Consider the following 25201-nt stretch of genomic DNA (forward strand, 5'->3'; position numbering starts at 1 on the left):
ACGACTCCCGGTGGGCCCGGCCGCGACACCCGGGCCCACCGGGGCTAACCGTTCCCGTACGGGTTGCCGCCGAGCCGGGTGCGGCCGTCGACCAGCTCGCGTACCGCGTCCAAGTGACCGCTGTGGCAGGCGACTTCGGTGAGCACGTGGATCACGATGTGCCGGACGTCAGGCAGCCGCCAGGTCGGCCAGATCTCCACCGGCCAGGCGGCGGGCTCCTGTTCGGGCACGGCGGTGGCGAGCACGGCGTCCGCGCGCTCGATGGCCGCCCGGTAGTCGGCGAGGGCCTCCTCGGCGCTCATGCCCTCGGGGACGTACCAGTGCGTCTCGGCGCCCGTCGTGAGCTGTGCGGCCACGTCCGGCTCTCCGGCGATCACCCCCGGGAACCAGAAGCGCTCGACATCCACGGTGAGGTGGCGCAGCAGTTCCAGGCAGCTCCAGCCGCTCGGCAGCACCGGCCGCCGCAGGTCCTCCGCCGAGAGCCCTTCGAGGTTCCCGACGATGTGCCCGCGCTGCTGGTCCAGGGCGCCCTTGAGCGCCGTGAGTTCGGCGTTCACCGGGCGGCCCACAGGAGGCCCGGGCGCCGTGCGGGCAGCACCTGGGGCAGCACCCCCACCGGCTCGCCTGTCGTGCTCGTCATCCGCGCGCCTCCGTCGACCGCACAGCGTGAACCTGCCTACGCCCTCGACGCTACCGCGGGGGTACGACAACTCCGGCCCGGGACTCCTGCCCGCTCGCGTACGCGTACCCGGACATGGCGGCGGGGCGGTGCGTGGTGCACCGCCCCGCCTGTGGGGTACGTACGGCTGTCAGTGGTGGCCGGCGTGTCGCCTTCGGCTCACGTAGGCCATCACCGCACCCGAGCAGACCAGCAGGGCGACGACCGCGATGATCTCCGCGAAGCCGGACAGGCCGGTGGCGGCGAGGGAGCCCGAACTCGGGCTGCTCGAAGCCTGGTTGGTGGGCGCCGAGCTGTGTGTCGGGGCGGATGTGGGGGACGAGGACGTCGGCGGCGGCGAGGTCGGCGGCGTCTTCTTCGGGATGTAGACACCCGCGTCGATCGTGTGGTCCACGCCTCCCGCCTGCGCGGGAGCCGTGACCGGCGCGGTGCCGTCGCACAACCGGCCGGTGGTCGGCGGGACCACGTTGGAGTCGTGCGCCCGGTCCTTGCCGGCCAGCGGGAGCGTGAAGCGCAGCTTGTCCGCCCCCGGTGTGCCCGGCACGTCGCTGGTGTCCGCGGTGCACACGTCGAACTCCACCGTGTACTTCGCGCCCGGTGTCAGCTGGTAGTCGGCACCGACCCCGCCGAAGTAGTACTCGCCGTCGGCGTCGGTCGTGGTCGTGGCGACCTGCTTGCCGTGGGCGTCGAGCAGGTTGATCGTCGCGCCCGGCAGCAGCACCTGCCCGGCGTCCTGGATGCCGTTGTGGTCGCCGTCGTACCAGACCACGTTGCCGATCTGGATCGGCGCGTTCGCCGCGGCGTACGCGATGTCGCCGAGGCCGCCGGCCTTGCCGAAGCCGTTCTGCTCCTGGCCGACGAACTGGTACGCGTTGGTGGAGGTGCCGTTGCCCGGGCCCTGGCCGGTGGCGAGGTCGTAGTAACCCGTCCCGTCGGTCTCGACGTTGACCGTCGGGTCGAACTCCGTGCTGACGACCGACGGCTCCCGCGGGATGTGGGCCACGGCGCCCAGCGCGGTCTCCTGGTGGCCGCCGGAGAAGAAGTCACCCGGGAAGTACTCGACGACGGAGCCGGGTTCGTTGTCGTCGTTGGCGGGGGTGGCGTTGTTGGGGCAGCCGCCGGTGCCTTCCCACGCGTACCCACCGGTGGGAACGGCGCAGGCCATGTTGATGTCGCCGCCGGACATGCCGAACTCCGGCGTGTTGTTCCCCGGGCGGGGGTCCAGCCCGTTCGCGCCGAGGACGTCCATGAACCGGTCGCGGAAGCCCAGCACCATCGAACCGTCGTTGGCGAAGGCGAGTCCGGACAGCTCCGGCTGCGGGTCGATGTAGGTGGTGCCCGACGCCGCCCGCTGGTCCCACGTCGCGATGCTGGTGTCCCACGGGTTCCAGTGGGTGGCCTGGTCGGTGTTGCCGATACCGGTGAAGACGGTCCCGCGCTCGAAGCCGAGCGGCTGGGTCAGCACGGTGTCGAACCGCTTGCCGTCGTACGTGGAGACGACGGCCTTCAGGTCGGAGCGCGCCTTCGTGCTCTCCGCGTCGCACACGCCGCCGACGTACAGCTTGTTGTCGTGGACGGCGAGGGCGAACGGCCGCCAGTCACTGGACGCCGCGCAGCCCGGGTCCGGGATCGGCACCGTGGCCTTGGGCGCCGAAGCGGTCGACCCCGTCGCGTCGAAGCTCACCAGAGTGCGGGTGAGCAGGTTCACCGCGTAGAGCGTCGAGCCGTCCTCCGACAGGGCCACCCCGCCGATGCTCTCCTTGCCCGGGGCCTCGGTGAACCCGGGGTCCTTGATCATGTCGCCGGTGTCGTGCGCTGTCACGGCGGCGCCGGGCACCGTCGCGAACAGCTTCGCGTCCCCGCCGTCGACCGGGACGGTGTAGATCGCGCCGCCGCCGTCCGGCCCGTACGGGGCGTAGCGGCGGGCGAACGCGCTCTGGAAGAGCCGCCCGCGGTACCGGTCGTACGCCAGCCCGAACGTGGTGCCCACCTCGGCCTGGGTGTCCAGGGCGGTCGGGCACGACGCGTCGGTGGGGCACGAGCCCCGCACGTCCGTGCCGAACGCCACCAGCGCCCGGGTGTCGGTTCCCTTGCCACCGCTCTGGATCGGTACGTAGTACCGCGAGTCCGGCAGCGTGTAGTCGGCCGCGTCCCAGACGCCGGTGATCACCGAGGCGTCCTTGCCGCCCGAGACGTCGACGAAACTGGTGAAGCTGTCGAAGTGGTTCTGCGCGGTCGAGGCGGGCGCGGCCCGCAGATAGGCGCTGTACGGCGCGGGGACGGTGACGTCGACGCGGTAGCGGCCGCCGGTCAGTTCGGCCGACGGCGGTACCACGACCTTGCCGGTCGCGTCCGTGGTTCCGGTGACGTGGTGGCCGGCGGCATCGGTGACATCGACCTTCATGCCCCGCTGCGGCACGTCCGTGGTGGCGTTGATCACGCCGGTGCCGAAGAAGTCCCTCAACACCTCGACGGTCAGGGTGCCGTCGGAGGTCGACGCGCCGGCTTGTCCGGCGCTCGTCACGACCGTGCCGGTGGCGGCGCCCATCAGGAGAAGACCTGAGAGCCCCACTCGCACCAGCCTGTGTAATGGCATGGCTTTCCCTTGTTCGGACCACGTCGGCGCCGACCGCCGACGTCGACACAGCAAACTCGGTCGCCACGGTACAAGTTGACGGAGCGTCATGCACCGGAAACACAAAGTTTCGGCGGGGCCCGCCCAGGAGACCTGTTAGCATCGCGCCGCGTGAGAATCACCAAGGGTCTCCCGCGGCGCGCGGCGGGCAGCCGCCGCCCCCGGCGCACGCGGTTACGCTGGGCGGCCGCCGCCCTGGTCCTCGCGGCTGCCGCGGCAACCGCGTTCGTACTCGCCGGCGGCAGCGGCGGCGGTTCCACCGGCCGGCGCGCCCTGACCTCGGACGAGGCGAACCGTCTGGCGATCACCCGGTTCCGCAACTACCAGGCCGGCGGCCGCGCGGTGACGATCACCGTGCCGAGCACCGCTGGCGGGCTGGTCGTCACCGGGTCCATCGACTACCGCGCCGGGATCGGGTACGGGGTGGTCCGCGGCAGCGGGCGGGACACCTCCAGCGACGGGTTGGTCGAGTGGACCGCCGGCACGGTCCTCGTCCACCCGATGGCGAACGCCCCGGCCGTCGCACCGGCGTCGCCGCCCTCCTCCGGCTGGTACGGCCGTCCGCTGACGAGCGCCGGCAGTTCCCTGGACAGCTCGCTGGCCATCGCGCTCAGCCTCGGCAGCGACCGCCCGGACAACGCCGAACTGCTGCCGCAGAACGGCGCCGTGCGGGTCGGCCAGGGCACGGTGCACGGCCACCAGGTGGTCGTCATGACCGGTCCGAAGTCCGGCTCCGGGCAGGGGACTTCGGGCAGCGTGCGCTACTGGGTCGGCGCGGACGGGACCATGTACCGGGTACGGGCCGGCGTGGCCTCCGAGCCGGCACCGGTGGTCATCGACTTCGACACCCAGAAGTACGTCGCGGTCCGGCCGCTGCCGGGTGTCACGCCGTCGCCGTAACCGGGCTCCCGGCTCCTGGCTCCCCGGCGGCCGACGTCAAGTGCGCTGCTCCGTAGGCCCGTTCACGAGATCCGCACCCGGGCGCCGGTGGCGAGCAGCGACGGCGACGGCAGCGGGACGTGCGCGGTGTCCGGCAGCGCGGGAACGGCCGGCACGAGGGTGGCCCCGGTGGTGGTGGCGTTCGGGAACTGCGGTTGCGGGCCGGGCGCGGCCACGTCGGTGAACGGGATGCCGGACGGTGCCTGCGGCCTGGTCCAACTGCCCGACGGCGTCGCCGAATCGGCCCGCACCGGACAGGACGCGGTCGCCGCGATACGCGCGGGCGCGGTGGTGTGGAGGACGTTGCCCCGCAGGCAGTTGCCCTTCCCCTGCGTGGCGTTGGGGAACGTCCAGCCGACGTCCACGCCGTTGGCGCTGAACGTGTTCTCCGTGATCTGGTTGCCGTCCGGCGGCAGGTCGGCGGTCGCGGTGATCACGAACCCGGCGTCGGCGTTGCCGGTGATCCGGTTGTGCACGAACCGGTTGCCGCTGCCGCCGTCCACCCCGACGCCGATTCCCCAGCCCCCGTCGGCCTGTTCGGGCGTACGCGGCTGCTGGTTGTCCGCGATCAGGTTGCCGGCGATCACGGCGCCGCGCTGCGGGAGCAGCTTCTCCTGGTGGTCGGAGTCGGTGGTCAGGCCGACGCGGTTGCCGGCGAGGCGGTTGCCCACCACGTACATGTCGCCGCTGGCGTTGGTGCCTTCGTAGCCGACCGCGTTGAGTTCGGCGACGTTGTCCCGTACGACGATCCCGCACGGCTTGCACTGCCCGACGTAGATCCCGGAGTCGGCTCCGCCCGAGGCGTAGGAGTGCTCGATCACCCCGTTCTGCGCGGAGAACGCGTAGATGCCGTAGAGCCCGTTGCGGGTCGCGGTCACGTACGAGACCAGGAACGACTTCAGGAAGTGCACGGGCTCGTCGCCGGTGTCGTAGCCGCCGCTCTGCCCGGGCAGCCCGGCGACCGCCGCCGCGGAACCGGTGACCAGCACCCCGTTCTGGGTGTTGTTCTCCACGGTGAGGTTCTCCACGGCCACCCCGGGCGCGGCGACGACCACGCCGTTGGGCTGCCGCAACCGCCCGTCGATGACGACCTTCTGCCGGGACTCGCCGCGCAGCGTGACGCGGGCCGTGCCGATCCGTACCGACTCGTGGTAGACGCCCGCGGCGACCAGCACCAGGTCGCCCGGCCGGGCCAGGGACACCGCGGCCGAGATGGTCGGGGCGTCGGCGGGCACGCGGATCGTCACGTGCGTGCCGCTGGGCCGCCGCCCCTTGGCCGCTCCGTCGTCGCCATGGCCGCCACCGCCGCTGCTGCAGCCGGCCAGGAGCGCCAGCGCGACCAGTAACGCAGCCGTCACGCGAAGTGCTGATCGAGGCATGGGCACAGTCTGGCACGGCGGTGAAATCCGCGCGGGAATTGGGGAGTTGAGCGGTGTACGGGGATGCGGGTATGGCACGCTGCACATCATGCGCACGCCCGATCACCACCCGTCACGTCGCAGGTTCCTGGACGCGACCGGTGCCATGGTGGCCTTCGGTCTCGCCGCGGGGTGCACCGCGGACTCCTCCGCGTCCGACTCCTCCACGTCGGACTCTGCCACGTCGGGCTCTTCCAAGTCGCTCTCCGGCGGGCCGGGTTCGGCCTCCTCGGGTGCGCCCGGCCCCGCCGCGGCGGCCTCGCCCGCGCCGGTCCCGCCGACGGGCGCGCACCAGGCGGGCATCACCCTCCCGCAGCCGGCCCAGAGCAACCTGCTCGCCGTGGTGGCCGATCTGACCGCCTCGGCGGAGGCCGGCCCGCTGCTGGCCGAACTCGGCACGACCGTAAGGGCGCTCGCCAACGGGTCCGACGCCCGGCTGCTCGGCCTGCCGCCCGGCGATCTCACCGTGACGATCGGGGTGGGCCCCCGGCTGGTCCGGATGGCCGGCCGGTCGCTGCCCGGCACCACCGACCTCCCCCGGTTCTCCCGCGAGCGGATCGCCGCCCAGGCACGCGGCGGTGACCTGCTGATACAGGTCTGCGCGAGCGACGCCCTCGTACCACCGGTCGTCGCCACCGCGCTCCTGGACCAGGCCGGCGACCGCCTCCGCGAACGCTGGCGCCAGTCCGCCCACCGCGGCCCGAACATCGCCGTGGACAAGGCCCTCACCGCACCGCGCAACCTGCTCGGCTTCATCGACGGCATCGTGGGCCCGCACACGACCGCCGCGCAGGACCGCCACTTGTGGCTGGCCGGACCGGCCCCGGTCGCGGGCGGCACCATCGCCGTGGTGCGGCGGATGGAACTCGACCTGCCGCGGTTCGCCGCGCTGTCCGTCGCCGAGCAGGAAGCGGTCTTCGGCCGGCGCCGGGCCACCGGCGACCCGCTGTCCGGCGGCACCATCACCTCGGACCCGTCCCTCGGCGCCAAGACCCCCGACGGGCGCTACCTCATCCCGGCCGACGCCCACGTACGCCGCGCCAACGCCAACGCCGTGGGCGCCGGCCTCATGCTCCGCCGCTCCTACAGCACCGACTCACCCGCGCCCGGCCTGCTCTTCATCAGCTTCCAGAACGACATCCGGACCTTCACCAGCACCCTGACCCACATGGACGACTCCGACGCGCTGCTGGGCTTCACCACCACGACCGCGAGCGCGACCTTCCTGATCCTCCCCGGCTTCGACTCCCGCCGCCCGCTGGGTTCCCCGCTCTTCCCCTGACCCGGTCACCGCCGTGCTCGCGGCGCTCGGCCGCGCCTCGCCCGGGTGGCGCCGGCTGGGTCCGGCTGGGTCCGGCTGGGTCCGGCTGGCTAGTGCTTTGCGCGGCCGTCGTACTCCTCACGGGCGGCGAGGACGTCCTCGATGTACCGCACCGACCACTCGGTGAGCGCCTTCAGGGGAGCCCGCAGCGTCTCGCCGAGCGGCGTCAACGCGTATTCCACCCGCGGCGGCACCTCCGGGTACACGGTCCGCAGGACCAGTCCGTCGCGCTCCAGCGTGCGCAGCGTCTGGGTGAGCATCTTCTCGCTCACTCCCGCGAGCCGCTGCCGCAGCTCAGTGAACCGGCACGCACCGTGCCTGCCGAGTTCGCCCAGCACGAGCACCGCCCACTTGCTGCCGATCTGGTCGAGCACGTCACGCGAAGGGCAGCCGCGCGTGTACGGGTCCCAGGACCGTATGGGCTCGCTCACATCCTCGGCGGTCGTCACACCGCTCACCTCGATCCTTTCCTCCGGGTGGCCACCTTACCCGAAAGTGGCTCCTTACCAAAGGAGAGTGACCAGGTCACGCTGGGTTTCGTGCCGCGGGAGGCCCGCGGCAGGAAAGGACTTCACCATGTCGATCGTCGTCACCGGAGCCGCCGGACAGCTGGGCCGGCTCACCGTCGAAGCACTGCTGGCGCGCGGGGTGCCGGCGTCGGACATCGTCGCGACCAGCCGGGACGTCGCCAGGATCAAGGACCTCGCCGACCGGGGCGTCGTGGCGCGCCGGGCCGACTTCGCCGAGCCGGACAGCCTCACCGCGGCCTTCGCGGGCGCGGACAAGCTGCTGCTGATCTCGACCACGACCGTGGACGAGCGGGTCGCCAACCACCGCCGCGCCATCGACGCCGCGGTGGCGGCGGGCGTGACCCTGGTCGCGTACACCAGCATGCTGCGCGCCGACACCTCCACCACCGTGCTGTCCGCCACCCACCAGGCCACCGAGGAGTACCTGCGCGAGCGCGTCCCGAGCGTGATGCTGCGCAACGGCTGGTACCTGGAGAACTACACCGCTCAACTCCCGCTGGTGCTGAGCGAGTCAGCTGTCGTCGGTGCGGCCGGCCAGGGCCGGATCAGTGCCGCGACCCGCGCCGACTACGCTGCCGCCGCCGCGGTCGTGCTGACCGCCGAGGGCCAAGCCGGCGAGGTGTACGAGCTGGGCGGCGACGAGGCGTTCACCCTGGCGGAGCTCGCCGAGGCGATCGCGGCGGCGACCGGGCTGCCGATCACGTACACCGACCTCCCGGCCGACGCCTTCGCCCGGGCACTGACCGCCGCCGGCGTGCCCGGCGAGCTGGCGGACGTCCTCGTTGACGCCGATCTCGCCATGAGCCGCGGCGAGTTGTTCACCGACTCCGGCGACCTGCGGCGCCTGCTCGGGCGCCCGACCGTGCCGCTGACCGAGGCGATCGCGGACGCGCTGCGCTGACGAGGCGTGTTGACGCGGTGCGTTGACGCGGCGAGGGCGAGTCGACCGGCGAACTCGCCCGCCGCAACCTGGTCCGCGCCGCGCCGCCGCCGAGGCCGCTGCTGCCGGATTCGCCGCCGCGTAATCCGCGGCCTCCGTCCCGGCGGCGGGTTCGCGTACGGTCGTGCCGCGGCCCCGTACCGGCGACGTCGCCGCGGCGGCGTTCGCCGCCCGGGCCGCGAACGCCGCTGCTGCCTGCCCGAACCTCCGGACGTCGATCCTGCCGTCGTCCTGGGCGCCCTTCTCCACGCGTGACGGTGGAGGGCTCAGGACGCTTGGCAGGAAACGGTGGGCCAGGTCCAGGTGCCGTTGGTCTGGATCGTCACGCCCCAGTTGTTGCCGCTGCCGTTGGGAGTGGCGGTGAGCACCTGGCTGCTGGGCCAGGTCGCGTTGACGTTCCAGGTCGCGATGATCTTCTCGGGGGAGGGGACGTTCATGGTGACGGTCCAGCTGCTGGACCCGCTGACCGCCACATTGAGGTTGTACCGGTCGGACCATTGCTCGCCGGCGGAAAGCGTCGCGGTGCAACTGCCCCCGCCCGTACCGCCGGTGGTGCCGCCGGTCGAGCCGCCTGTCGTACCGCCTGTGCCGCCGCTCCCGCTGTCGGGGGCGACGGCGCGGCCGGTCTGCGGGGAGATCATGCCGGCGCACAGGCCCTTGCCCGCCAGCATCTGCGCGATCCGCGGGATGGCGGCCAGCGTGTTGGCCGGCCACTCGTGCATCAGGATGACCTGGCCGTTGGTGAGTTGGGAGTTGGCCTGCACGATGGCGTCGGTGCTCGCGCCGTTCCAGTCCTGCGAGTCGACGTCCCAGATGATCTCGGTCAGGCCGTACTTGGCCTCGACCGACTTCAGGGTGGCGTTGGTCTCGCCGTAGGGCGGCCGGAACAGTTTCGGGGTGCCGCCGCCCCCGGCGGCGATCGCCTGCTGGGTGCGGGAGAGCTCCGAGTCGATCTGCGACTGGCTCTCCTGGATCAGGTGCGGGTGGGTGTAGCTGTGGTTGCCCACCCACATTCCGGCGTTGATCTCGGCCTGGACCTGGGCCGGATACGCGGCGGCGTACTGGCCCTCGTTGAACATCGTGGCCCGCAGCCCGTTCTGCTTGAGGGCGTTGAGGATGGCGGGGGTGTGGTCGTTGGACGGCCCGTCGTCGAAGGTCAGCCCGACGTAGCCGTTGCAGGTGGCGGCGTTCGACGGGGCCGCGCCGACGCCGAGGGCGAAGGCGCCCGCCACGGCCAGCGCGAGGGCCGCCAGCACGGTGACCAGGGCGCGCGTCGTCGGGTGCGGTCCGGTGTTCAGGTGGGGTCTGGTGCTCATGGGACGCGTCGATCGGGCCGGGGCAAGATTCATGAGGGCGCTTCCTCCTGATCAAGGGTGGGGGGAAGGCAGCGCGAGGGGACGCTGCGCGGGTCACCGGTGGTGGACGAGCGGTGTGACGGCCGCGCGGTGGTGTGCCGCGCGGCGACCCGACCGCGACGACCGCCGTGCGCTCGGCGACCGGAGAGCCGGGGTGGGGAGGTGACCCGAGCCGGCGGGTGGGGTCCGCCGACGGCGCCAGTGTTGGCCAACCCTCAAGCGCTGTCAACACTTTCGGCACTGATGACGAATGATTCGGGAGAGCTGGAGTATCTTCTCCCCTCCAACTCCGCAGGCCAGAAGGTTGATGCGCCAGATCTTTCCAACGACCTTCCGTGCAACGCGAGATGTTCGACCGATCGGCGACGACTTGCTTCGAAAGTTTCGAACTCTTCCCGGGCACCGGGTAGGAGGGCCACGGCCACCGCTTCCCACCCGCAACGCGACGCGCGCGGCACCACCCGGCACTCCTCCCGTGGCCGAAACCCCTTGCCCTGTGGCCCAGTTAGGCAGATCATGGGACACGGCACGCAGGACGAACGGGACGGCCACCGCGCACGCGAACGGGGCCGCCAGCATCTTGAAGGTGCCGAGCAGGCGGTGCTGTCCGAGCGAATTCCCGCTCCCGGAACGGGAGATCGGGACCTGGCGGTGGGCGGCGAACCGGACGGCCCGTCCTCCCCGCAGGCGCTGACCGCGGCGTACGCGGTCGTCACCGACTCAAGTGGACGGATTCTGCTGGGCCGTTCGCCGCACGGCATCTGGGAGCCGGCCGGGGGGAAGAACCGCGGATCGGAGTCGTTCGAGGAAGCGGCCGTCCGCGAACTGGCTGAGGGGACCGGCCTGCGGGCCGACCCCGCGCACGCCCACCTGCTGGCGATGGTGGCCGACGACACCCACGGCGTGCCTCGGCTGACCGCGGTGGTCCGCGTCACCGCCTGGTCCGGAACGCTCGCGCGCCTCGAACCGTACGACTCCACGCGAGGGGAATGGGAGTGGCACGAGCCGCACACCCTGTCCGGCATCGGGCCGATCTCCGCGCCGGCCGTCCACGCGCTCGACACGGTCTGGCCCGGCATCCTGCCCGGCGTCCTGCCCAGCCTGGACCCGGCCCACCCGCCCCACCGCTACCCGCACGCCGTCGCGGCCGTCCCCGTACCGGGAGAACCCTCGGCCGCCGTCCGGCTGCGCGACGCGCTCGTCGACTCGATCGTCGCCGACGGATGCGTGCGTACGCCGCTGGTGGAGGCCGCGTTCCGTACGGTCCCCCGCCACCGCTACGCGCCCGAAGTCCCCCTGGAGACCGCGTACGACGCCAACCTGGCCGTGGTGACCCGCCGGGACGGCGACGGGCGGGCGATCAGTTCCGTCAGCGCGGCCTGGCTGCACGCCGACATGATCGAGAACGCCCGGCTCGCACCCGGCATGCGGGTCCTCGAGATCGGCTCCGGCGGCTACAAGGCGTCCCTGCTCGCGGAGATCGTCGGCCCCACGGGGACGGTCGTCAGCCTCGACATCGACCCGTACGTCATCCGCCGCGCGCGCCGGTTCACCGACGAGGCGGGCTACGGCCGGGTGCGACTCGTCCTCGGCGACGGCGCGCTCGGCGCACCGGAGCACCACGTGCCGCGAACCGGCTTCGACGCGATCTTCCTCACCCACAACTGCTGGGACCTCGCGCCCGCGTGGACCGCTCAACTCGCCCAGGGCGGACACCTGGTCGTCCCGCTCGAGGTCGGCGGCTACACCCGGGCGATCGCCTTCCAACGGCAAGGCGACACGCTGGTCGCCCAGGGCTTCACGGTCTGCGGCTTCGTACGCGACCAGGGCATCGGCGGCCGGCGGACACCCGTCGTGCAACTGCTCGATGGAAAGGCCCAGTTGCGGTTCGAGGACGGCGAACCCGCCGACACCGCCCGGCTGGACGCCGCCTTGACGACGCCGCGCCTGGACACGCCGACCGGGGTCACCATCGAGTCCGGCGTCCCCTTCGCCACGCTTCAGCTCTTCCTCGCCACCACCGTGCGGGGGTTCTGCCGGCTGTCCCTCACCCGGGGCCCCGACGATCCCGACACCGCGCACCTCGAACTGCCGAGCGGAGCCGACGCCGCCGCGGTCACGCAAGGACACTCCCTCGCGTATCTGACCCACGTCAAGATCCACGAGGCGGTCCAGGAGCCGACCCAGGAGCCGACCCATGAGCTTCCTCAGGAGGCGCAGCCCGTATGGGAGTTCGTCGTCCACGCCTTCGGCCCCCGCGCCCGCGCCCTGTCCGACCTGCTGGCGGACCGGGTGCGTGCGTGGGACCGCGACGTACGGTACGGCGCCGGCCCCCGTCTGACCGTCCACCCCGCCGACACCCCCGACGCCGAACTGCCCACCGGACACGTGCTGCGCAAGCCGCGGAGCTGCCTGGTCTTCGACTGGTCACCACGCCGCCCCTGACCGCCTGCCCGTGGAAGGCGGTACCCCTGCGCCGTGGACGAGGCGAGCCCGGACGCGATCACCCGTGCCGCCCGGCGAGGGCGGCTTCCTGAACTGGGTGCGGGACCGGCATACGGGCCAAGATCGGGTGGTGGGGCGTTTGGCACTGTGGCAGGTCAGGGGGTTGGCCCGAGCGGGCATGGGGCGCCCTCGCGGAGGTTCGGGGATCGGCTCCCAACTGACGCCCGACCCTGGGGTTATGGCAGTTCGACGTCGTGGCCGCCCGCGGCTTCGATCAGCCAGAGCAGGGCCTGGCGCCCACCGTAGGGCTGGCCGTCGGTGCCGAAGCGGACCCACCCGGTGGTGTGCCCCCTGGCTCCGCCGTCCCACCAGCGCCAGGTGCGGCTGCCGGCCATGCCGTCGGGGTCGAAGAGGTTGATCCAGTCCAGGAGCCGCCAGTCGGCGACCGCGTCCGTCTGTGGTGCGGTCGCGCGCTGCTGCCTGCTCAGGCAGCGCGACCGGGCGAGCCGAGCGGGCGTGGAGCCCCGGCGGGCGGGGGCCTCGGGCGCGCAGCGCCGTATGAACCAGGTCGGCAGGATCTCCGACCACTGCTCCTCGGCGGGCCATGCGTCGGCCGAACCGGCCGCGTACGGGAGGACGGCGAGCAGGACCTCGCGGATCAGGGCGACGGTTGCGTGGGGGTCTTCCGCGGCGAAGGTGGCTTCCGCGGCCAGGAGTGGGTTCCTGGTGTCGGGGTGCGGGCCGTACCGGACTCTGAGCAGTTCCGTTGCGGGGGCACCGGGTTCGAGCTGCTCGTGGAGGAGTTGACGGGTCCGGTGGGGGAGGACCGGGGCGGCGGCCTCGGTCAGCGCGAGCAGTTCGCGCCGCTCGTCGGCCGTCGGGTCGAAGGCGGGGACGACGTCGGTCCTGGCGTGCCAGGGAGAAGAGTGGAGGTGGCGGATCAGCGCGGCGGCCGTATCGGCGGCCCACCGGGCGAGCCGGGGGTCCGGGTCGGTGGCGATGCGGAGGTTCGTGCGGAGCCGCTGAAGTGCGTCGGGCTCGTCGAGGAGGCGGTATCCGGCGCGTCGGACGGCCGCGCGATCACGGTCGGACAGAAGCAACTCCGTCAGGCCAGAAGGGAGTTGGTCGAGGCGGGTACGGAGGGCTGTGGTGGCCTCGCGGATCACTTTCGTGGACGGGTCGCGCAGCAGCGGGACGGTGCGCTCGACGCGGACCGCGTCGAGCGCGCGAAGACCACGAACGGCTGCGGCGCGTACGGGCGCGTGGTGGTGGCCGAGCGAGGGAGCCAGCAGGTCGGCGTCCTCTTTGCGGCCGGTCTCGGCGAGGCCGGCGATCGCCCCCGGCGTGGGTGTGCGAACCGCGGTTCGGTACCAGCTGACTGCGTCCGTGCCCGTACGGCGGGCGGCGTCACGTGCGACGGCGCGGACGAGCGCCGACGTGTCGCCGAGGTACGGGGTGACCTCTGTCGCGAGCCCCTTTCTGAGAAGCCCGGTGAGCGCCAGGACACGGACGTCCTGATGCACGCTCGCCGCCAGTTGCCGCAGCAGGTCGGTCTGTTCGGTCCATACGGCTTCGCGTACGGCTGCTTCCGCCGCCTGCCCCCGGCACTCGCGGTCACTGTCCTGCTTGGTGATCGCGACCAGCGTTCTGAGCGGGAGCCGACGGCTCGCGAGTGCCGTTTGCAGGGCGAACCGGCGCAGCCGCCTGTCCGGCGAGGCGAGGAGCGGCTCGAAGAGAGCGGTCCTGGGCGAGGACAACAACGCGCTCACCAGCTGCTGCCGCGCGAAGTCTCCCCGCTCGCGCCGGACGATCAGGAGGGTGAGCGGTGCGGCGGCGGGCACCAGCGACTTGGGATGTTCGTGCAGGAGCACCGCCAGCGCGGCGCGGGCGCGATCCCTTACCGGCCCCGCCCAGTCGGCGGTCCGCAGGACGAGGAACGGTGCCAGCCCCACCGGGGGTTGGGGCTGCCTCAACAGCAAGTGCGTTCTGCGCACCGCGCGTTCGCGTATCCGCCCGTCCGGATGGCAGGAAGCCAGGGCGATGCCCAGCGGGGTCGTGTCCGCAGCGAGGGCGGACGGGTCCACCTCTGTCCGGCCGCCCCGGGGCCCGCGCCGGAAGCTGTACTCGGATGTCCGGCGGACGGCCTCGTCAAGACGCAGCACCACACGCGGCTGATCGGTGAGCAGGAGCAGCGCCGTGGCCCCCTCGCCGGCGGTGTCCATGCCGCGCAGCGCGGCGACGAGCTTGTCGTCGGACTCCGGACCGTTCACGGCCGCAGGCGCCAGCGCGGCCTCGAACGCCGCAAAGGCTGCGGATATGGGGTGCGCCGCCTGCTGAGGCTCGGGAGTCCTGGACATGGAGCCATCGTGCCGGACGAGCCATCCCAAGGCTTCGGCGTTTTCCACGCCCACGATCCGCGCCCACGATCGGCCGCCACGATCGGCCGGACCACCGACCGCCGACCGCCGCTCGCCCCCGCTCCATCCGCCCGGCCCCCGCGACCGGGGCCGTCTACCGCTTACCGCTGGCCGCTTTGTCCGCTTCCGGTGAGACGTTGAGCCGCATCGGGCCACGGGAGCGGTTCCTGAGCGTCCTCAGCCATCATGACCTCCTCCTCCCACCAGCCGGTTCCGTCCAGCCACGAAGTCAGCCACCGAGCGAGGGAGGGCGAGTCCTGAAACCAGGCGTCGGCCCAGTTGTCGGTCACGGCATTCGGCTCGAAGAGCAGGACGGGGGCCTCGGGTCGTGTGCAGTCGACTGCGGCGGACATGCCGCAGCCCCAGTCCAGGATCGGCAGGACGCCGCGAGGCCAGTACTCAGAAGTGGTCGTGCGGAGAGGCCCGTACTCGGCGACTGCGGTCCGCCCCTGGCCCGTCAGCGGAAACAGGAGGTACTCGGGCCCGAAGCCACCATTGGCGACATGGCGGTACAACCCGCTCAAGACCGGTGGCAGGGAGAAACCGAGAGTGGACTCGGCCTGCGCAATGTCCTGTTCACTGACGCACGGTGGAAGGTCCGCGGATTGCTGCTCGGCTCTGCTGCGTACACGCGCGAGGAGCGACAGGTACTCGGTCACGCTGCCCCTTTCGAGGTGAGTCGTATGGCGAGGATCTCTGCGGAGTCGAGGGCGGAGCGGTGGAACTCCCGTACGGGGGAGTGCCGCAATTGAGTTCAATGCATCGGAAGTTGGTCTGGAGAAGCGGTAGGAGTTCGTTTGCCGCACTGCCGAACCTAGCGGCGGGCACTGACGACGACCGGAACACACAGGTCGGGGCGACGACCAGCCAGAGCATCCACTGGCGGCTACCGGGTCACGGACCCCAACGGGACCGCCTCCGCCAGGGCCTGAGCAGGATCGAGCGCCGTCCGGCGGCGTATCTCCTCGACGAGGGTCTGCGGAGAGGCTTCGCGAACGACGTGGAGAGGCGCACAGAGGCAGTGGCCCGCTGCCGGACGGGGCGCGTCCGGCAGCGGGGCCAGTGAGTCGTGCCTTACTTCCGGATGCGGATGGCTCCTGCCAAGGAACCGGCGCGGATCAGGGCAATGCCCGTTTCCTGGTGGCCGGTCAGGGAGAGGACCGCACCGGTGGTGCAGAGGGCCGCGGACCACCCGACCGTGGTCCAGGCCAGGGTGCTCTGTGCACGTGTGCGGTCCGGGGAGCCCTGTTCCGGCGCGTCCGGCGCGTGCGGCGCGTGCGGCTCGCTCGGAGCGGCTTCGCGGGACTGCGGGTCATTCGCATGGGTGTCGTGGGTGTCATGGGCGTCAGTGGTGCTCATGGCGAGTCCTTGGTGTCGTGCATGCCGGGGGACGGCATGCGGTGGATTTGGGTGAGCGGACTCTGGAGGAGTCGGGGGTTAGCGGCGCAAGTCCCCTGGCGGGGCGGGTGACGCCCACCCAGGCGTCGGGGGAAGCCGCAAGGAGGGAAGGGCGTCGCTGCGCGTTCTCCCGAGGCCGGGGAGTCGCTGTGTGACTTCCTGAGGATGTCTGCTGCGCCCCGCCCGTTCGGCGCTGCTGACCTGTGTCTTTGCGAGCCACCGGCTTGCGCCGGTTGCGCGGTGCTGCCCCGAGCAGGGTTTCAGTACGGCCGGGAGCAGTTCGACCTTCACCGGTGCGCATGCTGCCCAACCGACGCCCTATGCGCGCAAGTCCGCCGCTTGACGTCCCTGGAGCACCAGGAGCAAGCCGTGTAACCGGAGCGACCAGCGAGTTTGTCGGGCCCGTCCGTCGCCGGCCACGACATCGGTCAGCCGGCGGTCCGGACGCGGAGCGGACCTCCTCCACCAGAAGCTCGCACCGTCGGTGCGCTGTGCACACCGCGGCGTCGTCCCGTGTCCGAATGACCGGATATCGGCCCATCGCTGCAGAGGCAATGGCAGCATGGGAGCCGATCGACACACCTTGGGGGAGAGGCGCGCGTGCACGCTCAGGAGACCACGTTCAACGACCTCGTCCAGGGCGAGAAGCAGTACCAAGTGCCCCTGTACCAGCGGACGTACAGCTGGGAGCGTGAGCAGCTGCAACAGCTCTGGGACGACGTACAGGAATTGGTCGAGGACCAGTTGGGGAACCGCGCTCCCGCGGCACACTTCCTCGGCTCCGTCGTGTTGGCGCCTGGCCGGATCACCGCGGGTGGGATGCAGCGCTGGCTCGTCGTCGACGGGCAGCAGCGCCTGACCACCCTCATGCTCGCCTTCACCGCGTTGCGCGACCGGCACCGCGCACGGGGAGCGGAGCAGAAGGCCGACCGCATCCACGACCTCGTCCTCGTCAACAAGTACCGCAGCGGTGACGACCATTACCGGTTGCTGCCGACCCAGGCGGACCGCGACGCGTTCATCGCCTGCATCGAGACGTCGCCCAAGGCGGGTGGCCCCGGAAACGTGGGTGCCGCCTACCGCTTCTTCCTGTCGGCGTTGACCGAGGGGGAGGAGAGCGGGGGCGAGGAGTGGACGGACACGGTGGAGTTCGTCCTGAGCGGTCTGCTGTCGATCGTGGAGATCACCGCTGCTGAGGGCGACAACGTCTACCGGATCTTCGAGTCGATCAACAACACCGGTGTCGGGTTGAGCCAGAGCGACCTGCTGCGCAACTACCTCTTCATGTGCCTGCCGACCCGCGGGGAGCGGGTCTACCGCAACCGCTGGCTGCCGATGCAGGAACTCCTCGGCCCGGACAACCTCGAACTCCTGGTGTGGCTCGACCTGGTCGTGGCCGGCAACAGCCGGGCCAAGCAGAGCGACATCTACCGCGACCAGAAGCGGCGCCTGGAACCCATCAGCACCGACGAGGCCGCGCTGGAGAACGAGATCACGGCTCTCGCAGCGCGTGCCGAACGCCTCGTGCGCATTCTGCGGCCGGAGTTGGAACCGGACCCTGATCTCCGGGAGGTCCTGGAGCGGATGTCCCGTTGGGGCGGCCAGACGCACTACCCGTTGGCGCTCATGCTCCTCGACCGGGTGGACGCCGGCCAGGCCACCGGACACCAGGCCGCTCGGGCGCTCGCCTATGCCGAGAGCTACATGGTGCGGCGGCTGCTGGCCGGCTACTCGACCATGGGCAGCAACCGCGTGTTCATGGAGATCCCCAAGGAGTTGGAGAAGGACGACGACCCCGCGGAGGCGGTGCGCCGCTTCCTGTCCAAGAACCAGGTGGGCGCCCGCGTCTGGCCCGACGACGACGCCGTCCGCAAGGCCATCCGCACCCGGCCCTTCTACAAGGCCGGCCGCGGCAACCAGCGCTTCCAGGTGCTGCGCAGGCTGGAGGACAGCTACGGGAGCAGCGAACCGGTCGACTACGCCAAGGCCCACCTCACCGTGGAGCACGTCCTCCCGCAGACCCCCGCTCATCAGTGGCTGGACCTGCTCGCGGAGGAGACCGAGGACGGTCAGACCCCGGAGGAGCTGCACGCCTCGCTCGTCCACACGCTGGGCAACCTGACGCTGTCGGCCGACAACGCGAAGCTCTCCAACCACCCCTTCCGCCGTAAGCAGGAGATCCTGGACTCCAGCGCCCTGCGCATGAACCAGGCCATTGCCGGCCAGGAGCGGTGGGGCCGAGCCGAGGTGCTGGCCCGCGCCGACGAACTCGCCGAGCGGGCGGTGCGGTTGTGGCCGGGCCCGATCTCCGGGACGATCCCGGCCGACGACGAGTGGTCCGGCTGGAAGGAGTTGCGCGCCACGCTCCTCGCCATGCCCGCCGGCACCTGGACCACATACGGCGATGTCGCGGCGCTCATCGGTACCCACGCGGTCCCGGTCGGCCAGCACTTGGCCACCAAGGCCGGGCTGCACGGTGCCTACCGGGTGCTGACGGCGGACGGCCGCGTCTCGGCGGGCTTCCACTGGCCGGACGGCGAGGAATCCGGAGACGCGCGGACCCGCCTGGAAGCAGAAGGCGTTCCCTTCGACGAAGCCGGCCGGGCCCGACGCTCCCATCGGTTGACCACGGCCGATCTCGCAGCCCTGACGGGCAGGGAGCACGACGAGGAGGCAGACCTCTCCAGTCCCGAGGACGACGCCGGGCGTCAGTCGGAGGCGGCCCGGTTCGAAACCCAACTCCGCGACAACCAGACCGCGCAGACCGCCGACGGAGTCCTGCACGCGCTGCGCTTCTGGGAGCGGCAGGGCGGTCACCTCGCCTACGGCCGTGCGAACGAGACGAGTTGCTTCCCCACGGCCCGGCTCGCCGGCACACCCACTATCCGTACGACGTGGCCGCTGGGGATCTACCCGGTGTCCGGCACGGTCGAGGTCGTCTTCCAGTACCTGAAGCGCCGCCCGCCCTTCGACGACGAACCCCTCCGGCGCGAGCTGCTCGACCGCCTCAACTCCATCGACGGCATCGGCCTGGCCGAAGCCAAGCTGGACCTGCGCCCGTCCTTCCCGCTGGAGGTCTTCGCCGAGCACAGCGATGAACTGTGCGCGGTGCTGGAGTGGTTCTCGCACACGGTCGCCCAGGCCAACCGCCGTCACGTGACCGTGGAGGGCGCGGACTCCCTCTGACCCCTGCATCAATCGGCACGCGTGGGCGACGCTGCTCCAGGTCCCACGCGTGCCGGTGCCCGTCGAGGAAGGCCAACCAGTCGCGCCGCGCGCTCGCCTTGGGCGAGGCGTCCGCCGGCATCAGAGACGAGCGGCTTACCGAAGTCCGTAGGGCCCCTTGGGCTGTGAAGCTGCCGGCGAGCCAGGCGGCTTCAACGAGCAGCCCCGGGACAACTACTCATCGTCTTCGAGCCGCTCGAGGATCTGCTCGAAGTCTCGTTCGTCGAGCATGCCGCTGATCGCCTGCGTCATGTTGTCGATGCCCGGCTCGCGGACGATGAGCCCGTCCGAGCACCAGAAATAGCGGCCACCCGCTGTCTCGCCGGTCTCGGCCCACCTCTCCATCAGGCGCTGCACCTCGGCGAGGGTGAACACGGTCGCGCTCCACCGCGCCCCGTCCATCAGCCGAACTTCGACGTCGACGTTGCAGACGGCGTCCAAGTCCTCGCGGGCGTCGGGCAGGAAAGACGCCACGAACCTGTCCGTACGGACCCGATACCAAGGCTCGTCCCACCAGCCCGCGGTCATCTCGGAGGGCGCGTCGATGGTCATCGCGCCAGTATCCCGGGCTGAGCGAGTGATCCCCAGGTTTTCGTCAACGTCGTCGGGATAGCGTGCTTCCGTGACCGAGCTGGATCTCGTGGGCCCGACGTTCGTGAACTTCCGGGACCACGTTTTCCCGGAGGGCAGCACCCACGGCTTTCGGTGGGTCGACCTGAAGTCCTTCCGTTTTCGGCGCGGCAGCCAGGACGCGGAACTGCTGGCAGCCGTCATCGCCCACGAGCAGTTCCGCGACGGCTACGCGGGCGGCGGCGTCGACCCGGACGGCACCCGTCACGGCCCCTACTGGCTTCGCTCGGTCAGCCCTGACGGCTACCAGCCCGTCAGTTGCACCGTCGCCACGCAGACGCTGCGGGACTGGGCGCGTCAGCACGGCGAGCTCCCGGACTCGCTGAGCGACGCACTCGATACGGCACTGTTCACCGTGGTGGACTCGGCCGGCCGGCTCTACCGCCTCCGCGATCTCGGCAGCACGTGCTTCCATGACTGGGGTGGAGTGCACATCGACTTCCACGAGTTCATCGCCATCGACGACGAGCGGCAGTTGCTGACTCTCCTCGTCGCGGCCGACGACTGATCGACGTGGGCCCACCCTCGTGAACGTCCTGACTCGGTTTGACGCTCCCTTCGAGCCGCCGGCTGCCGGGATTCGTCGACTGCGGGCCCGCCCCGTTCGCCGGGCTCGGCGAGGTGGTCTGCTGCGGGTCGGTTCCTACCGGCGTGCGAGGCTCTGCGGACGCGTTCGGGCGAGCCGTCGAGCAGGGCCCGGGGCAACCTGCGGGGTGCCACCTGCGGGGCGTCGTACACGTGGGTCTCGCTGACCTAGGTGCCGTCCGGGTGGCGCACCCGCTCGACGCGGCGGCAGCCGAGAGGGGTTGAGGAAAGGCGTCGGGCCCTTCGGCACTCCACCTTCTGCGTAGGGTCTCCGGTATGGCGATCAACGTGCGCAGGTCCCGCCCCGAAGATCACGCTTCGATCCTGGCATTGATGGACGAGGCCCGGGGAGCAGGGCTCAGTGACGAGGAACGGGCGCGTCGGGGCTTCGTGCAGGGCCAGTTGACGGAGGACCTCCTCGCCCGTTTCCAGGACGGCCCGGGCATTTTCGTCGCCGACGCGGGCGGGGAGCTGGCCGGGTTCGCGATCACGAGCGAGCCGGGCGGGCTGCCCCCGCAGCACCCGGCCGCGGCAGCCGTCGCGGCAGTCACGAAGGCGGCGGACGGCCGTGACCTGGGCAGGCTCTTCCTTTACGGCCCCGTCGCGGTCGACGCACGCTTCCAAGGGCGGGGGCTGCTGACGCAACTGCTCACGGCGCTCAGCCGCGCCCTGAAGGACGGCTTCGACCTCGCCGTCGCGTTCGTCGAGTTGGCCAACGAGCGCTCCCTGGCGGTGCACCGGCACTACGGGATGACGGAAGCCGCCCACTTCGAGGTCGGCGGACGCACGTACGCGGCCTTCACTTTCGCGCCGACCGCCTTCGCGCAGGCGCGCTCCTGACGCGCGGCGCACCGGAACCCGGGTCCAGGGCCGCGGGAAGAACCCGCGGATCGCTCTCCCCTCCACCGAGCCCCGACACCGGGGCAAGGGGGGTTAGGCGGACAGGCCGAGGACCTCAACTCCCCGTTCCCCAGGGGCGATGGCGGGCGCCGAACGCCCGCCACCGCCCCGACGACGGATCAGGGGGCGACGCTCAAGCCGCCCAGCCCGCCGCCGTCAACCGATCCAGCGGGCCGCGGCCTCGTAGGTCGTGTCCGGGCTGCTGTTGAACGCGATGGCCGCATCAGGTGCGTGCCGCCGAATCAGGTTGACGATCTGCTCCAGGAGTTCGACCTGGTCGTCCGAGTGCCGCAGGCCACCGCCGACGGTGACGCACTCCCACGGATGGGCTCGCAGCGCATTCGCGACGACCACGCCGATGTCGTCACTTCCGTCAAGGCCGAACAGGCAGCTCGCCACGCCCACGCCGTGTTCGGCGAACTTGGCCAGCCCCGCCTCGATCGCCCTGGCGGCCGGCTCGGGATTCCACGGCCCGGGCACCCGATACGGATCAAGCCCGATGACGAGGACGCGGGGTGTGCCGGCGGTGTCCACGTCTGGACGATACGCGTCGAACGCCCCGCGCATCAGGAGGTGATGACTCAACGGCTCCGGTGTCACGGAACGGCGGGGAGAGCCGTCATCACCGATCCTCATCGGCAGGGGATTCTGCTGCGTCCATGTTCGGCAGCCCGGTTGCCACGGTTCGAAGGGAAGCGCCTCGTGTGTGGCGCGCTGTGCCGGCCTACGGCGTGCCGCTGCGCCGGTATCCGGCCCACAGCCGGCCGCCTGCCTGCTCCAGCACCTGGTCCACCACGCCGACGAGGTTCTCTGCCTGCCCTTCGAGTGCCAGCCGGACTCCGTTGTGGAGCTGCGTGTTGAGCCCTGGCACCGCGGTGTCGAGCAGGCGCGCGAGCCACTTGCCGCCGGCGTCCCAGGAACCGTTGACAGCCAGGGCGAGTTCAGCGGTGCGGACCGCCAACTCGGAGCAGATGAAGAGCCGTTCGCCGGGGTCGGTGGACCCGTCGAGGTCGTCGAGGAGGTCGGTGATCGCGTAGCGGCGGTCCTCGATCTCCTGGGTGGTCACGGGCGGAGGTCCGGCCGCGGCCAGTTTCCGGGACGCGGTGGCGATGCGCTCGCCGATTCCGTCCGCGTCGAAGAGCAGCAGCCCGTCGGCGCACATGAAGAGCAGCGGTGACCGGCGCTGCGGTACCTCCCGGTCGACGAAGGCGTGCCAGGTCTCCTCGGTGTGCACGAACATCTCCACCGGCCAGCCGTGGCGCCGGAAGCTCGACCGGTACGGGGCGGGGGCGCCGTGCAGGAACACCACGAGGTCGAGGTCGGACTTCTCGGTCCGGCGCTCCGTCACGACGCTGCCGCCCAAGAACGCGGCTCTTGCGTCGGCATGGAGTTCTTCGACTACGGCTCGTGCTGCTTCGATCGCTTCCATACGGCAAGTATCCGGACCTGCGGTTCCGCGCGCCGAGAATTTTCCGCCGGTACCGGCCGCACCGCCGCTGGGCTCCCGCTGGGCTCTCGCTGGACTCCCGGTCAGGTACGTCGCCGAGCGCTGGGACCCGAGCACTCTGCCGGAGCCCTTCGCCCCGGCCGACCTCGCGGACACCCGCTGGGACCTCCACCTCAAAAGGGACAGGTGCGAAGCCGTCGTCGCCAACACGAACGGGTGGCCGTCCGGGTAGCCGTCGCGATCCGCGGGGGCCGGCCGGCGGCGGGGGTGCCGGGCTTGGTGCGGCCTCGGGCTCGGCTTCGACTTCGGCTTCGGCCTAAGGCTGCAACGGGGGCGGTGGGTGCGGCAGGGGGTGGGCGCCCTCGGGGCGCAGGCCGTCGAAGACCACCATCAGGTAGCGGCGCCAGAGGTCCGGGTACGCCTGGCTGAGGGGGCCGGCCGCGTATGCGGGTGCGCACATCAGCAGGACGACGTCGGCTCCGGTGATGTCAGGCCGTACGGCGCCCTGCGCGCGCGCTCGGGCGACCAGGGCGTCGACGGCGCGGACCATCCGCTCGCGTGCCTGATCGACCCCCGCCGGGTCCTGGATGTCCGCCGTGCCGCCGGCGAACATGGCGGAGAGGTCGAGCTGTTGCTGTTGCTCCGCACCCAGGGTCAGGAAGTCCAGCAGCGCCGCGCCGGGGTCGGACCCGGTGAGCAGGGCCTCGGCGGACTCGGTGAGCCGGTCGAGGCGGGCCACCACGATCGCGGTGAGCAGATGGTCCTTGCTCGGGAAGTGGTTGAAGACCGTGCCCTTTCCCATCCCCGCGCGGCGGGCGATGTCCGCGATGGAGGCGTCGACGCCGCGTTCGGTGAACTCCGCGGTGGCGGCGGCGAGCAGCAGTTCGCGGTTGCGTGCCGCGTCGGCCCGCAGGGAGCGCCGCGGGCGTGGGCTTTCAGGCGGGGTCATGCGGTTCGCTCGCTCCTCGGCATCGGCATCGGCATCGGCTCGGCACGTTCCTCGGACCGGTACCCGACGACTCCTCGCGGCGCGGGCCTCACCGCTCGGCGTCCCGCGGCCGTAAGTTGACCGCGCGGTCGCGTTATCGTACCGTCCACACTCAGAATAACCTGACCGCGCGGTCGGGTTCCTGTGGGTGCTTCGGGAGGATGCGGCATGACGCGAACGATGCGGGCCCTGGTGGCCCCGGGTTACGGACCGCCCGAGACCTACGTGGTGACCGAGGTGCCGGTCCCGCGGCCCGGCCCCGGGCAGTTGCGGATCAAGGTGGCGGCGGCTGCGCTGAACGCCGCCGACCTGGTGCTTCCCGGCGGCGACTACCGTGCGATGGTCGAGGTGGACTTCCCGCACGTGCCCGGCAACGACTTCGCCGGCACGGTGACCGACGTCGGCCCGGACGTGTCCGGCTACACCGCCGGGGACGAGGTCTTCGGTTTCGCGCTGCCCCGGGTGCTGCGCCCCATGGCGGGTGCGGCGCGACCGTCGCTGGGGACGGGATCGCTCGCGGAGTACGTGGTCGTCGAGGCCGACACGCCGTTCGTCGCCCACCGCCCGGCCGCGCTGCCGGTCGACCAGGCGGCGGCGCTGCCCATCGTCGGAACGACGGCCCGCGCGCTGGTCGCGGCCGGGGCGTTCGGCGCGGACGAGACGGTGCTGGTGGTCGGGGCCACGGGTGGGGTGGGAACCACCGTGCTGCCGCTGCTGGCCGCCGCGGGAACGCGGGTGACCGCCACGGCGACGGCGGCCGACGCCACCCTCGTACGGCAGTTGGGCGCGGCCGAAGTGGTCGACTACCGCACCGACGACGTCACCGCGGAGACGCTGCGGCGGCACCCCGGAGGAGTCGACGCCATCCTGAACTTGTACCTGCCCGGCACCGAACTCCGCGGCCTCGCCTCCACGTTGCGGCCCGGCGGCAGGTTGCTGACGATCACGCCCCCGCCGCCGGACGCCGACGCGCTGGGCCGCTCGGACGTGACGGGCAGCATGGTGCTGGACATGGACGGCCGCTACGGCGGCATGCCGGAGGTGGCGGCCGACGCGGTCGCCGGCACCCTCAAGGCCACGATCGGCCGCCGCTTCCGGCTGACGGACGCGGCGCACGCGTGCGTGGCCTTCGCGCGTGAGCACACGACGGGGAAGATCCTGGTGACGATGGACGGTTGACCCGAGCGGAGCGGCCGACGCTTCGCCGGCCAATCCGATAGCGGCTCGGAACGCCTCGCGCTCCCCGGTGCCGCGAGCCGCTGTTCCCGCTGACGGCAACGAATCTGTGAGCGACGACAGTGCAGGCTTCCCCCCGCCCCACCCGACGAACGAATCCGTGGAGGCGACGG

General features: G+C 71.6%; 20 protein-coding genes. 8 read left to right on the top strand and 12 right to left on the bottom strand.

What is annotated here, in order from left to right; translation table 11 throughout:
- Positions 1 to 44: 44 nt before the first annotated feature.
- A complete protein-coding gene (locus OG896_RS21095) occupies positions 45 to 557 on the bottom strand; it encodes a DinB family protein (RefSeq protein WP_329367618.1) in 513 nt (170 codons plus the stop codon).
- Between the two features lie 252 nt (positions 558 to 809).
- Positions 810 to 3227, bottom strand: coding sequence for an SdrD B-like domain-containing protein (locus OG896_RS21100; RefSeq protein WP_329367620.1), 2418 nt, complete (start codon positions 3225 to 3227; stop codon positions 810 to 812).
- A gap of 282 nt (positions 3228 to 3509) precedes the next feature.
- Here OG896_RS21100 and OG896_RS21105 point away from each other — a divergent pair, with 282 nt between their 5' ends.
- On the top strand, positions 3510 to 4214 hold the full coding sequence (locus OG896_RS21105; RefSeq protein ID WP_329374185.1) for a hypothetical protein: 705 nt from the start codon (positions 3510 to 3512) through the stop codon (positions 4212 to 4214).
- Between the two features lie 62 nt (positions 4215 to 4276).
- On the opposite strand, the gene OG896_RS21110 is transcribed toward OG896_RS21105, so the two are convergent.
- Positions 4277 to 5632, bottom strand: coding sequence for a right-handed parallel beta-helix repeat-containing protein (locus tag OG896_RS21110; protein WP_329367621.1), 1356 nt, complete (start codon positions 5630 to 5632; stop codon positions 4277 to 4279).
- Positions 5633 to 5720: 88 nt separating this feature from the next.
- On the opposite strand from OG896_RS21110, the gene OG896_RS21115 reads away from it, so the two are divergent.
- Positions 5721 to 6953 (top strand): Dyp-type peroxidase, encoded by a 1233-nt coding sequence (locus tag OG896_RS21115; RefSeq protein WP_329367623.1) that lies wholly within the window; start codon positions 5721 to 5723, stop codon positions 6951 to 6953.
- An 89-nt stretch (positions 6954 to 7042) separates the two neighbouring features.
- On the opposite strand, the gene OG896_RS21120 is transcribed toward OG896_RS21115, so the two are convergent.
- Positions 7043 to 7450: a winged helix-turn-helix transcriptional regulator gene (locus OG896_RS21120; protein WP_443057123.1), complete on the bottom strand. Its 408-nt coding sequence runs from the start codon at positions 7448 to 7450 to the stop codon at positions 7043 to 7045.
- 118 nt (positions 7451 to 7568) lie between these two features.
- On the opposite strand from OG896_RS21120, the gene OG896_RS21125 reads away from it, so the two are divergent.
- Positions 7569 to 8423, top strand: coding sequence for an NmrA family NAD(P)-binding protein (locus OG896_RS21125; protein WP_329367625.1), 855 nt, complete (start codon positions 7569 to 7571; stop codon positions 8421 to 8423).
- Positions 8424 to 8728: 305 nt separating this feature from the next.
- On the opposite strand, the gene OG896_RS21130 is transcribed toward OG896_RS21125, so the two are convergent.
- Positions 8729 to 9778, bottom strand: coding sequence for a polysaccharide deacetylase family protein (locus OG896_RS21130; RefSeq protein WP_329367627.1), 1050 nt, complete (start codon positions 9776 to 9778; stop codon positions 8729 to 8731).
- A gap of 555 nt (positions 9779 to 10333) precedes the next feature.
- Between OG896_RS21130 and fxlM the strand changes: the two genes are divergently transcribed.
- Positions 10334 to 12262, top strand: a complete 1929-nt coding sequence (fxlM, locus tag OG896_RS21135; RefSeq protein WP_329367629.1) for a methyltransferase, FxLD system — start codon at positions 10334 to 10336, stop codon at positions 12260 to 12262.
- A gap of 236 nt (positions 12263 to 12498) precedes the next feature.
- Here fxlM and OG896_RS21140 read toward each other — a convergent pair whose 3' ends face one another.
- The 3 genes from OG896_RS21140 to OG896_RS21150 all read right to left on the bottom strand — a co-directional run bounded on the left by OG896_RS21140 (position 12499) and on the right by OG896_RS21150 (position 16038).
- The gene (locus tag OG896_RS21140; protein ID WP_329367631.1) at positions 12499 to 14619 is read right to left on the bottom strand and encodes a HEAT repeat domain-containing protein; all 2121 of its coding nucleotides are present in this window, start codon (positions 14617 to 14619) and stop codon (positions 12499 to 12501) included.
- Between the two features lie 161 nt (positions 14620 to 14780).
- Positions 14781 to 15338, bottom strand: a complete 558-nt coding sequence (locus OG896_RS21145; RefSeq protein WP_329367633.1) for an SMI1/KNR4 family protein — start codon at positions 15336 to 15338, stop codon at positions 14781 to 14783.
- Positions 15339 to 15753: 415 nt separating this feature from the next.
- A complete protein-coding gene (locus OG896_RS21150) occupies positions 15754 to 16038 on the bottom strand; it encodes a hypothetical protein (protein WP_329367635.1) in 285 nt (94 codons plus the stop codon).
- A gap of 639 nt (positions 16039 to 16677) precedes the next feature.
- Here OG896_RS21150 and OG896_RS21155 point away from each other — a divergent pair.
- Positions 16678 to 19263, top strand: coding sequence for a GmrSD restriction endonuclease domain-containing protein (locus tag OG896_RS21155; protein ID WP_329367636.1), 2586 nt, complete (start codon positions 16678 to 16680; stop codon positions 19261 to 19263).
- A gap of 213 nt (positions 19264 to 19476) precedes the next feature.
- On the opposite strand, the gene OG896_RS21160 is transcribed toward OG896_RS21155, so the two are convergent.
- Positions 19477 to 19854 (bottom strand): hypothetical protein, encoded by a 378-nt coding sequence (locus OG896_RS21160; RefSeq protein ID WP_329367638.1) that lies wholly within the window; start codon positions 19852 to 19854, stop codon positions 19477 to 19479.
- A gap of 70 nt (positions 19855 to 19924) precedes the next feature.
- Between OG896_RS21160 and OG896_RS21165 the strand changes: the two genes are divergently transcribed.
- Together OG896_RS21165 and OG896_RS21170 are read left to right on the top strand one after the other, a co-directional pair.
- The gene (locus OG896_RS21165) at positions 19925 to 20440 is read left to right on the top strand and encodes a hypothetical protein (RefSeq protein WP_329367640.1); all 516 of its coding nucleotides are present in this window, start codon (positions 19925 to 19927) and stop codon (positions 20438 to 20440) included.
- A 353-nt stretch (positions 20441 to 20793) separates the two neighbouring features.
- The gene (locus OG896_RS21170; protein ID WP_329367642.1) at positions 20794 to 21357 is read left to right on the top strand and encodes a GNAT family N-acetyltransferase; all 564 of its coding nucleotides are present in this window, start codon (positions 20794 to 20796) and stop codon (positions 21355 to 21357) included.
- 216 nt (positions 21358 to 21573) lie between these two features.
- Here the strand turns inward: OG896_RS21170 and OG896_RS21175 are convergent, their stop codons facing one another.
- The 3 genes from OG896_RS21175 to OG896_RS21185 form a co-directional block, all read right to left on the bottom strand.
- On the bottom strand, positions 21574 to 21951 hold the full coding sequence (locus OG896_RS21175) for a hypothetical protein (RefSeq protein ID WP_329367644.1): 378 nt from the start codon (positions 21949 to 21951) through the stop codon (positions 21574 to 21576).
- Between the two features lie 190 nt (positions 21952 to 22141).
- A complete protein-coding gene (locus OG896_RS21180) occupies positions 22142 to 22846 on the bottom strand; it encodes a nucleotidyltransferase domain-containing protein (RefSeq protein ID WP_329367645.1) in 705 nt (234 codons plus the stop codon).
- A 334-nt stretch (positions 22847 to 23180) separates the two neighbouring features.
- Entirely contained in the window at positions 23181 to 23813 is a 633-nt protein-coding gene (locus OG896_RS21185) for a TetR/AcrR family transcriptional regulator (RefSeq protein WP_329367647.1), read from the bottom strand.
- A gap of 207 nt (positions 23814 to 24020) precedes the next feature.
- Here OG896_RS21185 and OG896_RS21190 point away from each other — a divergent pair, with 207 nt between their 5' ends.
- Positions 24021 to 25031, top strand: a complete 1011-nt coding sequence (locus OG896_RS21190) for an NADP-dependent oxidoreductase (RefSeq protein WP_329367649.1) — start codon at positions 24021 to 24023, stop codon at positions 25029 to 25031.
- The last annotated feature ends 170 nt before the right edge of the window (positions 25032 to 25201 follow it).

This window comes from Streptomyces sp. NBC_00669 (assembly GCF_036226785.1).
Classification (GTDB): Bacteria; Actinomycetota; Actinomycetes; order Streptomycetales; family Streptomycetaceae; genus Actinacidiphila.

What these genes read in the sequence shown, in the direction of transcription:
- OG896_RS21100 (WP_329367620.1), bottom strand. Translation starts at nt 3,227, where the DNA reads ATGGGCGCCGCCACCGGCACGGTCGTGACGAGCGCCGGACAAGCCGGC.
- OG896_RS21110 (WP_329367621.1), bottom strand. Translation starts at nt 5,632, where the DNA reads ATGCCTCGATCAGCACTTCGCGTGACGGCTGCGTTACTGGTCGCGCTG.
- OG896_RS21115 (WP_329367623.1), top strand. Translation starts at nt 5,721, where the DNA reads ATGCGCACGCCCGATCACCACCCGTCACGTCGCAGGTTCCTGGACGCG.
- OG896_RS21125 (WP_329367625.1), top strand. Translation starts at nt 7,569, where the DNA reads ATGTCGATCGTCGTCACCGGAGCCGCCGGACAGCTGGGCCGGCTCACC.
- OG896_RS21130 (WP_329367627.1), bottom strand. Translation starts at nt 9,778, where the DNA reads ATGAGCACCAGACCCCACCTGAACACCGGACCGCACCCGACGACGCGC.
- fxlM (WP_329367629.1), top strand. Translation starts at nt 10,334, where the DNA reads ATGGGACACGGCACGCAGGACGAACGGGACGGCCACCGCGCACGCGAA.
- OG896_RS21140 (WP_329367631.1), bottom strand. Translation starts at nt 14,619, where the DNA reads ATGTCCAGGACTCCCGAGCCTCAGCAGGCGGCGCACCCCATATCCGCA.
- OG896_RS21150 (WP_329367635.1), bottom strand. Translation starts at nt 16,038, where the DNA reads ATGAGCACCACTGACGCCCATGACACCCACGACACCCATGCGAATGAC.
- OG896_RS21160 (WP_329367638.1), bottom strand. Translation starts at nt 19,854, where the DNA reads ATGACCATCGACGCGCCCTCCGAGATGACCGCGGGCTGGTGGGACGAG.
- OG896_RS21170 (WP_329367642.1), top strand. Translation starts at nt 20,794, where the DNA reads ATGGCGATCAACGTGCGCAGGTCCCGCCCCGAAGATCACGCTTCGATC.
- OG896_RS21180 (WP_329367645.1), bottom strand. Translation starts at nt 22,846, where the DNA reads ATGGAAGCGATCGAAGCAGCACGAGCCGTAGTCGAAGAACTCCATGCC.
- OG896_RS21185 (WP_329367647.1), bottom strand. Translation starts at nt 23,813, where the DNA reads ATGACCCCGCCTGAAAGCCCACGCCCGCGGCGCTCCCTGCGGGCCGAC.
- OG896_RS21190 (WP_329367649.1), top strand. Translation starts at nt 24,021, where the DNA reads ATGACGCGAACGATGCGGGCCCTGGTGGCCCCGGGTTACGGACCGCCC.